Source organism: Streptomyces sp. NPDC052109 (assembly GCF_040680195.1).
Classification (GTDB): domain Bacteria; phylum Actinomycetota; class Actinomycetes; order Streptomycetales; family Streptomycetaceae; genus Streptomyces.
Genome location: NZ_JBFAWF010000013.1, coordinates 1 through 12,376, shown reverse-complemented (window position 1 = coordinate 12,376; position 12,376 = coordinate 1). Strand labels below are relative to the sequence as shown.

The window sequence follows — 12,376 nt, the reverse complement described above, 5'->3', positions numbered from 1 at the left end:
GCCTACGGGTGGACTGGGGTCGGGAGCCGAACTAATCGGTCAGCACGCGCGCAGCTCCTCGATGGTCACGGCCGTGCCCGGCAGGGTGGAGCGGGCGGGCGCCCGCAGGCCGTCGAGGAACAGCTGCAGGTGACGGTGGACGAAACGGTCGCTGTGCAGGCAGTCCGTGCCGGCCGGGGGCCGGCTCAGCTGGGCCACGGCGATCATCACGTCGCCGACGCCGACGTCGGGCCGGAGCTGACCGGCCGCCCGGGCCCGGCCCATGACCTCGTCCACGAGCTGTTCGACGCGCTCGCGGGAGGCCTCCAGGTCGGGGTGGTGCTGGTCGAAACTGCTGGAGATCATCGGGCACAGCGCGCTGATCCGCTCGTCGGCGGCGGCGTGCACGAAGTGCTCCAGTGCGGCGAAGGCGTCCCCGGTCTCGGCGAGGGCCACCTCGGCCGCCTCGGCCGTACGGTCCATGACGGAGCAGACGACCTCACGGACGAGGGCCTCGCGGTCGGGGAAGTTGCGGTACACCGTGGCGTTGCCGACGCCGGCCCGGCGGGCGATCTCGTCGAGCGGCACGTCCGGGCCGTGCTCGACGAACATCTCCCGGGCGGCGGTGACGATCCGCTCCCGGTTGCGCACTGCGTCGGCACGGGGCCGGGGCGCCTTGCGCGGTGCGGGGGTGGTCGCGGTCGGCACGGTGGACTCTCCTCGGTGGCGATACGGAAGCTGTTGGAGCTGTGGGAAGCCGTCGGAGCTGTTCGGAAGTCTCTTCCGAGGTCAGAGGGTGATCCGGGGAGCCGGTCCCTGTTTCGCTCGGACACATGACTAAACGGGGAGAGGCTCCCCGGATATTTCCCGCCCAGGAGAAGAATCTATGTGACCTGAGCCACACTCATATTCCGCCGGGATTCACCCTCGTGCGGACCCGCATTCCCACGATCGGTCTCGTCCAGCGCGCGCCCCGCACCCCTCCGACACAGGGTGATCGCATGGGTGCAGCCGGAGACCCGCGGCTGCCGTGGAGCGAGAGGTCCATGCATGCAGCCGCAGCCGCCCCGCCGCCACATACGCGCCGGCCGCCCGCGCCGCAGCCGCATACGCCTGCGCCGGATGGGCGCTCTCGCCGTGGTGACCGCGCTGACCTTCGCCGTCAGCACCTCGGCCGGGGCCGGACACCTGACGGCGCCCACCACCGCCGGCCCCGCCGGCCTGGCCCGCTCCACCCCCTGTATGGTCCACGGCGCCGTCGACATACAGATGACCGAGGGCCTGCCCACCCCGCGCGGCTACGCCCACTCCACCGGCACGGTCCGCGCCCTGACCCTGATGATCGACTTCTCCGACGCCCCCGGGCAGGGCAGCGCGATGGACCGCTTCCACGAGTTCTTCCCGCAGACCCAGGAGTGGTTCCGCACCGCGTCCTACGGCCGCCTCGACTACCGGCCCCAGACGCCGATCACCACATGGCTGCGGATGCCCAAGCCCTTCAAGCAGTACGGCATAGAGCGCGGCGCGCCCTTCGATCCCGGCTACCGGCAGCTGGTGAAGGACATCGTGGCCGCGGCCGACCCGAGGGTGGACTTCCGCTCGTACGACATCCTCAACGTCCTGGTCACCCCGAACGCCGGCCCCTCCGCCCTGGACACCGTCCTGTCCGTGACCTTCGCCGGCAACACCGACGCCCCGGTCGCCGACGGCGTCACCGTCGCCAACGCGTCCTTCATCTACTCCCGCCAGGACGACGGTTCCGGCTCCTTCCCCCGCACCGGCTACCGCGTGCTGCCCCACGAGAACGGCCACACCTTCGGCCTGCCCGACCTGTACACGCAGGAGGGCGGGGGCGCGGTCGGGCACTGGGACATCATGAGCGAGGACTGGGGGGCCGACAACGACCTGCTCGCCTGGCACAAGTGGAAGCTGGGCTGGCTGGACGGCTCCCAGGTGGGCTGCGCGGCGATCCGGGGCAGCGTCGAGTACCTGCTGTCGCCGCTGTACAAGCCGGGCGGCGGAAAGCTCATCCTCGTGCCCGTCAACGCGCAGAGCTCGTACGCGCTGGAGGTCCGCGCGCCGGGCGGCAACGACGAGGCGGTGTGCAAACCGGGCGTGCTGATCTACAAGGTGGACGGCACCGTCGACACCGGACGCGGTCCGGTCACGGTGTACGACAGCCACCGGGGCAGCGGCGGCTGCACGCGCAGCCCCAACGTCCAGGCGGAACTCTCCGACGCCCCCTTCTCCCCCGGCGAGACCTTCAAGGACCCGGCCCACGGCATCACCGTCGAGGTGGTCGGCACGGACGCCGACGGGAACTACAAGGTGCGGGTGACACGGGCGTAGGACCCGGCGGGCAGGCGTGGCCCCGGGGCGGCCGGAGCTCCCTGGCCGGTCACGGCCGGCACTTGGGGCGGAGGGACGCCGGGCGGGATTACCGTAGGCGTGCCCCTCTGCCGTACCGGAGAGCCGATGCCCGCGAAGACCGCCCCGAATGCCGACGCCCGCGCCGAAGCGGGGGAAACGGTCGGGCCGTTGCTGCGCGGGGTCGGGGTGCTGCGGCGGCTGACCGAGGCGGGCGGCACGCTGACGCCGAGCGCGCTGGAACGCGCCACCGGCCTCGCCCGCTCCACGGTCGACCGCATCACCGCGACCCTCTCCCGCATGGACTACGTCCGCCTCGACGGCCGGGACGTCGTCCTGACCCCCCGCGTGATGGAACTGGGCAACGCCTACCTCGCCGCCCTGCGGCTGCCCGCGCTGCTCGGCGCCCGCGCCGACGCCCTCGCCGACGAACTGGACGAGTCGGTGTCGCTCGCGGTCGCCGACCTCGACGGCATCCGCTTCATCCACCAGGCCACCCGCCGCCGCGCGCTGTCCGTGAGCTTCCGCATCGGCGACCTGCTGCCGGCCGAACGCACCGCACCGGGGCCGCTGTTCGCCACCGAGTGGAGCGAGCCGGACTGGGCCCGCTGGCGTGCCCGGCGCGCGGCCGACCCGACGGACGCGGCCTTTCCCGCCGTACCGCCCCGTCAGACACCCACCGACGACCCGGCCTTCCCGCACGACGCGGCCTTCCCGCACCAGGTGGAGCGGGCGCGCCGGGACGGCTGGGCGGTGGACGACCAGCTGATCGAACCGGGCCTGGTCGCCGTCTCCGTACCCGTGCGGGATCCGGGCACCGGCCGCCTGGCCTGCGTGGCGAGCGTGGTCAGCCACACCAGCCGGCACTCCGCGGCCGACCTGCGCACCAGCCTCCTGCCGCGCCTGCGTACAGCGGTGGCGGCGATGGAGTCCGACCTGCGCACGGCACCACCGCCCGCGCCGGGGCCGCCCCCCGCGGGCCTGGCGACCTGGACGACGGAGTCCAAGCACCAGCTGGGCCGGGACTTCGTGGAGTCCCTGGCGCGCGGCCTGACCGTGCCGACCGCCTTCGGCGAGGGCCGCGCGGCGCTGTCCCTGAGCGAGGTGGCACGGGCGACCGGGCTCGCCCGGGCCACGGCCCGCCGCGCGCTGCTCACCCACGAACACCTCGGCCTGGTGCTCGCCCGCCCCGACCGCACCTTCGCCCTCACCCCGCGCGTCCTGGACCTCGGCTTCCCGCCGCTGTCCCGCACCACGCTCCCCCGCCTGGCCGAACCCCACCTGCGCTCCCTCACGGACCGTTTGCACGAACCGACGGCGCTGGCGGTGCTGACGCCCGATGGCTCGGAGATCCAGTACACCGCCGGGGCGGGCCCGAGCCGGGTCCTCACGGTGCACGTCACCGTCGGCGCCCGCCTGCCCGCCGCGGCGACCTCCCTGGGCCGCGTCCTCCTGGCGGACACCGCCTCCCCCCTCCCGCCGGCCCTCGCCGAGGTGCGCGACCAGGGGTACGCCCTGGCCGACGAGGAACTGGAGTCCGGGCTGCGGTCCGTCGCCGTACCGGTACGGGACCGGGCCGGCCGGGCGGTCGCCGCGCTGAACGTGGCCACGCACGCGGCCCGCCGCACCCTGGAGGACTGCGTCCACGACGTCCTCCCCGCCCTCCGCACGACCGCCGCCCACATCGAGTCGGACCTCCACACGGCCTCCCGCTTCAACCCGGTCCCGACGTCCTGACTCACTCCCCCCGCCGCCCCGTACCGCGACGGACCACCCGCTACACTGTCCGCGGTGGCTGCATCGCCACCGAACGAGCAATGCCTTCGTAGCTCAGGGGATAGAGCACCGCTCTCCTAAAGCGGGTGTCGCAGGTTCGAATCCTGCCGGGGGCACCGAGAGAAGGGCCAGCTCAGGAGGGGTTTCCTCCCAGGCTGGCCCTTCGGCGTTTCAGGGGTCGTGCCACAGGCGTGCCACTACGGGCCCGCAGGATCCTTCTCGGACAGGTCGGAGGCCGCTCCCCCACCTCCCTGGATCATCGCACCGAGCCGATCGGCGGTGGCCCGCTCCGGGTCGCTGGTCATGTGCCGATAGATCAGCGCGGCGCGCGAGCTGCTGTGGCCCATCCGAGTCATCAGCTCCCGCGGGCTGGCCTCGGCCACGGAGGCCAGCGTGTTGCCCGTGTGCCGCAGATCATGGAAATTCAGCTCGGCCGAGACACCCGCAGCCTTCCGGGCTCGGACGGGGGCCGGGTCGGTCGGCGCGTGGGTGTGGGCGGGCGGCGGGTCGGGCTGTCCGAGTACTTGGGCAGGAACACCGCGACCTCCTCTTATCTACTCGTCTAGGTGTGTGCGCCGTTTACGACGCTCACTCCGGAGCTCGTGCCGGACTCGATGGCGGGGGCCAGGAAGGTGTGCGAGAGTCAGGCGCCGAAGAGGGCGATCAGGACGACGACCCAGGTGCGCACGTCGAGGAACGGCGCGCCGCCGCCCCCGTTGACATCGTCGACGTGCTCCGCCTCACCCCGACCACGGCCAGGGACATCCGCGCGGGTGAGCGCGCCTGGCCGGTGGTGTGTGCCACGAGCGGCCGGGGTACTCGGGTGCACCCACCGTGCGGGGCGCCCCGCAGGAATGCAGGCCGTCACGGCTCGACGGCTGAGGGGCACCCGGCGTCCCACATCCCTCCTGCGAGGCCTCCGATGAGCCGTCTCTTCTCGCCGCTCACCCTCCGCGGCACGACCTTCCCAAACCGGGCCTGGGTGGCTCCCATGTGCCAGTACAGCTCGGTCGACGGCTATCCGCAGGACTGGCATCTGGTCCATCTCGGCTCCCTGGCACGCGGCGGGTCCGGCCTGGTCATGCAGGAGGCCACGGCAGTGGAGCCTGAGGGCCGGATCACCCCTTCCGACGCCGGCATCTGGGATGACGGGCAGGCCGCCGCGTACAAGCGGATCACCGACTTCGTCCACGGGCAGGGAGCCATTGCCGGCATCCAGATCTCCCATGCCGGCCGCAAGGCGTCGACGGCACCGCCCTGGGAGGGTGACGTGTACGTCGAACCGGAGGCCGGAGGATGGCAGACGGTCGCACCGTCACCGCTGCCGTTCGGCGACTGGCCAGCCCCGCGGGAGCTCGGCGCGGACGACATCCGCGCTCTGGTCCGGGCCTTCGGCGAGGCCGCCGCGCGGGCGCTGTCCGCCGGCTTCGAGGTCCTGGAGATCCACGCCGCGCACGGCTATCTGCTGCACCAGTTCCTGTCACCGCTGTCCAACTACCGCAGCGACGAGTACGGAGGCGATCTCGACGGGCGCAGCCGTTTCCTCGTCCAGGTCACCGACGCCGTACGGGCGCAGTGGCCGAAGGACCGCCCGCTGTTCGTGCGCTTCTCGGCCACGGACTGGGCCGACGGCGGCTGGACCCCGGAGGAGACGGTCGAGCTGTCGCGGCACCTGGTGGCCCACGGCGTCGATCTGGTGGACATCACCAGCGGCGGGCTCGTCCACAACGCCCGTATCGAAGTGGAGCCCGGCTACCAGGTGCCCTTCGCCCGAACCGTCCGCGAGGGCGCGGCGCTGCCCGTCTCCGCGGTCGGCCTGATCACCGCACCGGAGCAGGCCGACCAGATCCTCGTGGACCGCTCGGCCGACGCGATCATGCTCGCGCGCGAACTGCTGCGCAACCCGACCTGGCCGCTCCGCGCGGCCCAGGTGCTCGGTGACGACGTCCCGTGGCCGAAGCAGTACCAGCGTGGCCGCCCACGTCATCGCTGAGGCCGTCGTCGCCCGAGCACCCGGGAATTCGGCATAAGGCAATGAGGTTTCCTCCGATATGAGCGATGAATGCACCAATGCCGCTTTTCCCGCACCCCAGGGCGAGTCGATGCGGGCGCTGCTCGCGGCCGACCGTGTGGGCACGCTGCGGCAGATATCCGCCCTTAGCCGTGAGTTCGAAGGGATCGTCGAGGCGAACGCACTGGTGGCCATTGACGACGAGCACGACCCGGAGGGGGCGAGCACGGCCTTCGAGCGGGCGCACGTCGCCGCCCTGCTGGCCCAGGCGCGCGAGCATCTGGACGATCTCGATCGCGCTCTGGAGCGGTTGGAGAGAGGCGACTACGGGCGCTGCGTGCAATGCGGTGAGCCGATCCCGACGGAGCGCCTCGAAGTTCGCCCGGCGGCGAAAAGCTGCGTGCGCTGCGCGTCCGAAGCTCGTTTAAGGGTGCACAGTTGAGGGCGCGACATGTCGTCCTGCCCCAACTCGGCGTGCGGGTAGATGCCGAGTTCCTCCGCCGGCGGCCGTTCACCATCTGACCTTCGTCCGGCTTGATCAGGAGACGACACGGCCTGGCTCATCGGATACCGCCGACCGCACCGCCGCTACGAACGCAAGGCCGACCGCTTCCTCGCTTACACGAGCATCGCCTGCACCCTCATCTGCTACCGCAAACTCGCCGTCTGCAAGAACATGGAGCTGGGCGTCGTGGCCCTGGTCTTCCGCTGCGAACCAGTGGCCGGCACCGAGCGCACGTCCAGTGAGACGACGGCCGTCGAGTGGCTCACGCCCGACGAGGTCCCTACGTTCATCAAGCCCCGGCTGCGCTCCGCTCCGCCGGGCGCGCTTCCCGGCTCCGCTGCGGGCGACGCTCCTGCCTCCGGCCCGCTCCGCCCGCGCTGCGCCCACGCGCGCCCACAAGTGGATAGGGCCGGTGGCCATGAGTCTTGGGGCTGCCGGCGGGGGCAGGAAGCCGTCGGCAGCCCTGTGGAGCTCGGCCCACATCCTGACCTCGCTCCGCTCGGCGAACGCTGATGCGCCGTGGGTCCAGAAGGCCGGATTGCCCCTGGCGGCACGCCACAACGGGACCCAAGCCAGCCACGGGCACCGGCGCACTATCGCGGGGCCTACTCGTAGCCGAGGACCTTGAAGTTCTTGCTTACGAAGATGTGGTGCGGCCAGTTGACGCTGATGTTGTGGACCTCATACTCGCCGTTGCTCAGCTTCACCACCCGGTCGTTGATGCCTCCGGGGACGACGGCCTGCGCGGCCTTGGTCGCCTTGTCCGCCGCCGCCCCGCTGACGATCGTCCCCTCTCCCTCGATGTAGTCCGGGATCTGACCGACCGACTTCGCCGGTGACGGCGTTCCCTGCTTGAAGGGGATCACCCCTGCCGCCTCGGCAGCCGCAACTCCGCCGTCACCCTTGGGCTGCACGATGACCTTCGTAGCCGTGATGGTCGCGCTGTCGACCGTCCCCAGGACGAGAACGCTTGCGCCCTCCTTCACGGCGCGCCCCGAGGCACGGCGGGTCCCCATGTTGTAGGTCGTGGAGGACGCCTCGTCGACGGTCACCTTCACACCCATTGCCGTTGACAGAGTGAAGCCCGACGTGGACGTGGTCTCGACGATGCCGGTCGCACCCCCGGCAGACGGCCCAGCCACGGGCCCGCCACCGGCGGGCCGACTGGGCGTTGCGGTCGGTGAGGATGAGGCGGTGGAAGAAAGGGACAACGCGGACGACGAGGAAACCGCCGCGGCGGACGTTCCGGCATTGGCCAGTCCGGCCAACGCACACGTCAGCCCGGCGGCCACAATCAATCCGCCCTTCTTCTTCGACAGTAGCCGCCGCACCCTCGGGCGGCGTGCTTGCATCGCCGGGGCTGAGTCCGCCGGCGAGTGGCTTGTCGGGTCATAGTCATTCATGACTGCTCCTGATCGCGTGGGGCAACTGGTGCTGAGCCTGCTGGCCGTTCGTATGAGGACGCTGTAGTTGAGCTGAGGACGTCCTAAGAAGCCGTTGTCCTACCGATCGCGATTGTCGAGTTTCCGCTGGTGGGGCGGGGAGACTTCTTCCTCGGTCTGCTCAGGAGGACCGGCGAGGACGACACCGAGTGGAATCGGATCAGGCCGGCGCGCAGGCGCGTGATCACCGATGTCGAGGACGTGATCGTCGCGGTCACCGCTGACCCACGGCGCCTTCGAGATCTCGGTGGAGGTCCTCCCCCGGGTCCTCTCGCTGCTCCCCGACTCCTCGCTGAGCAGGCCCTTGCCCGCCATGGCGAGATCGCGGTGTCCAAGAAGCGCAAACCGGCGCGGCCGTTGGTCACCGTCCATGGCAGGACGTACGAGATCCGCTTCCACGAGCGGCAGAAGCAGGTCCGGCCATGCCGGACAGGGAGATCACGTGTCCCCTAGAAGGAGATCAGTTTGTCCCGGGGGGAGGTCGGCGTGTCCGTCGACATCACGGACGGTTGGCGGTCGTACTCCGGTTCTCAGGGGCAGTCCTGGCCCTGCTCGACCGCGTCTTGGCGGTCGGCGCCGTTCCTGACGAGGATCGACAGCAGGGAGGGCCTCGGCGGGGTGGCGCAGGATCTTGCCCGGATCCATCGTGGGGTCACTGTTCGTGACCAAGGTCGCCGATGAACTCTGCCACCAGGGTGGCGAACTGCTGCGGTGCCTCTTGGTGCGGGGCATGGCCGACGCCTTGGATCACTTGAACCTCGCCGCGCCACAGCGCGGGAATGTCCAGTTTGCGCAAGTAGTCGAGGCTGACCAGCTGCTCGTTGGCGCCTTGCAGGATGGCCAGCGGCTGGCGGAGCTCTTTGACGATGGTGATCTCGTCCGCGAACCGGGCCGCCCCAGCGCTGGACTGCAGCCCTATGCGTGCCGCGCCGTCGGTGGCCAGGATGTCGGACACGAACTCGCCGGTCCCGAGCGGCGAGCCAGGCGCGGTGAAGCTCTCAGCGGCCAGCTTTGCCTCGGATTCGCTGACGTGCTCGGCGAAAAGGGCGCCTATCGCCAGGTTCGGCAGGAACGCCTCCGCCATCTGCGCAGGTGACGCGATCGGCGGCGCGCCGAAAATGACGAAGCCGCGTGCGTCCGGCAGCATAGGTGCGGCCTCCATCGCGGTCTGCCCGCCCATGCTCCAGCCGACGACGACCGCGTCGGGAACACCGAGCTCCTGCGCGAAGCCGGTGAGCACGGCCGCGTATCCCGGCAGCGAGTAGTCGGCAGGGTCCGTGGCAGGCGCGGACTGCCCGTGACCGGGCAGGTCCAGCGCGAGGCAGCGAAACCGATGGCCGAAATCACCATTCATCACCGGAAGCCAGGTCCTGGCGGATGACGAGTTGCCGTGAACGAAGATGACTGTCCGACTGTCGTCTTGGCCGCCCTGGTCGGCAGGGCTCTCCAGGTAAGAGATCTGCTGCCCGTCGATCTTTGCGCTCAGCTGTTTCACTTGTTTTACCCGACGCCTCTCGGTTCGGCCGGCCGGTCTCCCCGGCCGCCGCCTGAAGCCTGGCTCGCTGATTCCAGCCGGGTTGCTCCTCCAGCAGAGCCGGGCTCCGTTCTTTTGCACCGTCGGCGCACTGTCAAAGACTGAACGACACGCCTGTGAGCGTCTCCGAGGCATCCCAGAGGCGCCGGGCAAGCTCTGTGTCCTGCGCGGTCTCGGACCGGCCGATCAGTTCGGCACCGCCGCGCATGTGCATCCAGTGTTCTGGTCCGGTGAAGCTGTCGCCGGGGACGTCGCCGGTGGCGGCATAGAGCACCGGCAGGGCGCCATGTTCCGGGTCCTGCGCGAGCAGGCGGAGCATCAGTCTGGTGACAAGCCCCGCCGACCGGTCGTAGATGTTCGTAGCGACGAAGCCGGGGTGCGCCGCGACCGCCAGCACGCTCGACCCGGCGGCCTTCAGTCGACGTTGCAGCTCGGACGAGAACAGCACGTTTGCCAGCTTCGACGTTGCGTAGGCGCGGGACTGTTTGTAGGGGGTGTGCTCCCAGTTGAGGTCGTCGAAGTTGATCCGCCCCATTCGCTCCGCCTGTGATGCCAGTGACACCACTCGTCCGGTGACGTGGGGAAGGAGCAGGTTCGTCAAGGCGAAGGCGCCGAGATGATTGGTGCCGAACGCTCGCTCGAATCCGTCGGCGGTCCTTTCGAGCTCGGGGACTGAGACGCCTGCGTTATTGATCAGTAGGTGGATCGGGTCCCGCCAGTCGGTGGCGAAACGGCGTATCGATGCCAGGTCGGCCAGGTCCAGTTGCCGCACCTCTGTGTCACCGGGCGTCGCTTCGGCGGCGCGCCTGCCCTTCGCCGTGTCGCGCACCGCGAACACGACGCGTGCGCCGTATCCGGCGATTGCCTTGGCGGTGGCGAGACCGATTCCGCTGTTCGCGCCCGTCACGATGACCGTCTTGCCTGTCAGATCGGGATTCATGACCGCCAGACTAGACACTGCCTAGTAAGTAGTCAATGACTAGTTTCCGGTAGGGTGAAGGGGTGAACCCTAGGCCCTTCCATCACGGGAACCTGCGAGCCGCCCTCCTGGACCAAGCGGAGCAAACCTTGCGTGAGGACGGTATCGACGCGCTGTCGCTGCGTGAGCTGGCACGTCAGGTCGGCGTCAGCCACGGCGCACCTCGCAGCCACTTCATTGACCGACAGGCATTGCTGGACGCGCTCGCTGAGCGAGGCTTCAACCGCCTCGCCGACGAAGTAGGAGCAGCGATCGGTTCCGACGCCGTGGACTACAAGCAGCGATTCCGCGCTGCCGCAGCCGCATACGTGCACTTCGCCGTCACCGACACCGCACTCCTGGACCTCATGTTCACCGCGAAGAACGGCAACGCCCCTGAGGGGCTGCGCGTCGCCTCAGAACGACTTTTCGCGACCTTCCGCAACCTGATCGACCGCAGTATCGAGGCCGGAGAACTCAGACCTCAGGACCCGCACCGACTACAACTGCTCCTCGCCGCCGTCATGCAAGGAATCGCGGTCCTCGTCAGCACCCGCCGAATCTCCACGGAGGACGGTGCCTCCCTCATCGACGACGCGATCTCTCTACTGGTCCGCGACCAGGACGGATGAAGAGCCGACGAGGCTGCGCCGCCCGTGGTCGAGAGCTTCCACTTGCTGAGGACCGCAGAGGGGCGGCCCGGCCCCGCACGGCGAAGCCGCGGGGTCCACTCCCATCCGACAGACCGGCCGGACAAGCCACCACCTGAGAAGCCGTATCTCAACCGAACATGATCGCTTGATTTTCGCTGGTCAGGCATGGTCTGGCTCGGAATGAGGGAGGGATGCGGCGTCTTGTTTCGGCCCCGTGATCGAGGGGTGCACGATGGCGTCGGTGCTGGGAAGTTGTGACGGCACCAGTCGATGAGGGAGCCGGTGTAGCCGCCGTCGGCCCAGACAAGGGTGATGTCGCGGTGCGGGCGGCGCAGCCGCCTCAGCAGGCCCACGGCGGCGCCCCGGTCGCCGATGTTCGGCTGCCAGCACGGCCGGCGCGAAGGAGCAGGACTCCGCCGACGCACGGCAGGACCTGTTCGTGTCCGCGGTGATGGCCCTCGTCGTCGGTGCGGGTGTGATCGTCGGCGAGCTGGGGGCGCCATCGCCTTCCTGGCGCCGCTTCTTGCCCGGTACGGCACGCTGATCACCTACGGGCTGCTGGCCGCGTGGTTGGTCTCGGCCGGAATCGTGGGATCGCGGGTGGCCCCTCCCCTGGGGTCCGCCCACAACCCAAAACGATCATGAAAAATCTGCGGGGGAGAGGTCGCGGGAAACCGCGCCCGCCATGGACCCGGCCGACGTGCAGGCCCGCGCCGAGCGCGAGCTGTGCATCGTCATCCTCCAGGCCGTGCAGGACGCCCATGAGAAGAAGCGCAAGGGCATCCACATTGCCGATCTCCTCGACCAACTGCGAGAGGAGTACACCGGCTTCGACGAGTGGGACGTCACTACCACCCTCGGGATACGCATCCCCGAGGCCCTCTCAGCCCTCCGCAACGCCCCCCTCCCGCGCCCCGCAGCAGGGGTACAGGAGGAGGCCGAGGAGGGGGCCCTCACCACTCCCGCTGCCGCCCCGGACTCCACCGGGGATGAGGCTGTCCCCACCACCCTGATTGCCCGACACCTCCGGGCAGTCTCCGACCCCTCCCCTGGAGAGGCTGCCTAATGCTGATGTCAAGCGATGAGGCGGAGTTGGGGACGTCCTTCGTAGGGCTTGCGATCGCGGAGCATGGCGTAGACGACGTTGACGC

12 protein-coding genes, 1 tRNA gene and 3 pseudogenes are annotated in these 12,376 nt (G+C 69.9%); 10 read left to right on the top strand and 6 right to left on the bottom strand.

The window, feature by feature from the left end; translation table 11 throughout:
* Positions 1–39: 39 nt before the first annotated feature.
* The gene (locus AB0L59_RS24875; RefSeq protein ID WP_365587468.1) at positions 40–687 is read right to left on the bottom strand and encodes a helix-turn-helix domain-containing protein; all 648 of its coding nucleotides are present in this window, start codon (positions 685–687) and stop codon (positions 40–42) included.
* Between the two features lie 342 nt (positions 688–1,029).
* Between AB0L59_RS24875 and AB0L59_RS24870 the strand changes: the two genes are divergently transcribed.
* From AB0L59_RS24870 to AB0L59_RS24860, 3 genes are all read left to right on the top strand, one after another.
* Positions 1,030–2,328, top strand: coding sequence for a M6 family metalloprotease domain-containing protein (locus AB0L59_RS24870; RefSeq protein ID WP_365587466.1), 1,299 nt, complete (start codon positions 1,030–1,032; stop codon positions 2,326–2,328).
* Positions 2,329–2,454: 126 nt separating this feature from the next.
* Positions 2,455–4,083, top strand: a complete 1,629-nt coding sequence (locus AB0L59_RS24865) for an IclR family transcriptional regulator C-terminal domain-containing protein (protein WP_365587465.1) — start codon at positions 2,455–2,457, stop codon at positions 4,081–4,083.
* A gap of 82 nt (positions 4,084–4,165) precedes the next feature.
* Positions 4,166–4,238, top strand: a tRNA-Arg gene (locus tag AB0L59_RS24860).
* Between the two features lie 81 nt (positions 4,239–4,319).
* Here the strand turns inward: AB0L59_RS24860 and AB0L59_RS24855 are convergent.
* Positions 4,320–4,586, bottom strand: a pseudogene (locus AB0L59_RS24855) (tyrosine-type recombinase/integrase); the annotation flags it as partial.
* 458 nt (positions 4,587–5,044) lie between these two features.
* Here AB0L59_RS24855 and AB0L59_RS24850 point away from each other — a divergent pair.
* The 4 genes and pseudogenes from AB0L59_RS24850 to AB0L59_RS24835 form a co-directional block, all read left to right on the top strand.
* Positions 5,045–6,115, top strand: a complete 1,071-nt coding sequence (locus AB0L59_RS24850) for an NADH:flavin oxidoreductase/NADH oxidase (RefSeq protein ID WP_365587463.1) — start codon at positions 5,045–5,047, stop codon at positions 6,113–6,115.
* A 58-nt stretch (positions 6,116–6,173) separates the two neighbouring features.
* On the top strand, positions 6,174–6,575 hold the full coding sequence (locus AB0L59_RS24845; protein WP_365587460.1) for a TraR/DksA C4-type zinc finger protein: 402 nt from the start codon (positions 6,174–6,176) through the stop codon (positions 6,573–6,575).
* A 111-nt stretch (positions 6,576–6,686) separates the two neighbouring features.
* Positions 6,687–6,794 (top strand): annotated as a pseudogene (locus AB0L59_RS24840) (IS5/IS1182 family transposase); the annotation flags it as partial.
* Between the two features lie 24 nt (positions 6,795–6,818).
* Positions 6,819–6,917 (top strand): annotated as a pseudogene (locus AB0L59_RS24835) (NUDIX hydrolase); the annotation flags it as partial.
* Positions 6,918–7,243: 326 nt separating this feature from the next.
* On the opposite strand, the gene AB0L59_RS24830 reads toward AB0L59_RS24835, so the two are convergent.
* On the bottom strand, positions 7,244–7,690 hold the full coding sequence (locus AB0L59_RS24830; protein WP_365587457.1) for a hypothetical protein: 447 nt from the start codon (positions 7,688–7,690) through the stop codon (positions 7,244–7,246).
* Between AB0L59_RS24830 and AB0L59_RS24825 the strand changes: the two genes are divergently transcribed.
* Positions 7,665–8,033 (top strand): hypothetical protein, encoded by a 369-nt coding sequence (locus tag AB0L59_RS24825; protein WP_365587454.1) that lies wholly within the window; start codon positions 7,665–7,667, stop codon positions 8,031–8,033. The genes AB0L59_RS24830 and AB0L59_RS24825 overlap by 26 nt on opposite strands.
* Positions 8,034–8,140: 107 nt before the next feature.
* Here AB0L59_RS24825 and AB0L59_RS24820 read toward each other — a convergent pair whose 3' ends face one another.
* From AB0L59_RS24820 to AB0L59_RS24810, 3 genes are all read right to left on the bottom strand, one after another.
* On the bottom strand, positions 8,141–8,479 hold the full coding sequence (locus AB0L59_RS24820; RefSeq protein ID WP_365587451.1) for a hypothetical protein: 339 nt from the start codon (positions 8,477–8,479) through the stop codon (positions 8,141–8,143).
* A gap of 253 nt (positions 8,480–8,732) precedes the next feature.
* A complete protein-coding gene (locus tag AB0L59_RS24815) occupies positions 8,733–9,575 on the bottom strand; it encodes an alpha/beta hydrolase (RefSeq protein WP_365587448.1) in 843 nt (280 codons plus the stop codon).
* A 133-nt stretch (positions 9,576–9,708) separates the two neighbouring features.
* On the bottom strand, positions 9,709–10,554 hold the full coding sequence (locus AB0L59_RS24810; protein WP_365587446.1) for an oxidoreductase: 846 nt from the start codon (positions 10,552–10,554) through the stop codon (positions 9,709–9,711).
* 62 nt (positions 10,555–10,616) lie between these two features.
* Between AB0L59_RS24810 and AB0L59_RS24805 the strand changes: the two genes are divergently transcribed.
* Both AB0L59_RS24805 and AB0L59_RS24800 read left to right on the top strand, forming a co-directional pair.
* A complete protein-coding gene (locus tag AB0L59_RS24805) occupies positions 10,617–11,204 on the top strand; it encodes a TetR/AcrR family transcriptional regulator (RefSeq protein ID WP_365587443.1) in 588 nt (195 codons plus the stop codon).
* A gap of 706 nt (positions 11,205–11,910) precedes the next feature.
* Positions 11,911–12,291, top strand: coding sequence for a hypothetical protein (locus AB0L59_RS24800; RefSeq protein ID WP_365587440.1), 381 nt, complete (start codon positions 11,911–11,913; stop codon positions 12,289–12,291).
* The last annotated feature ends 85 nt before the right edge of the window (positions 12,292–12,376 follow it).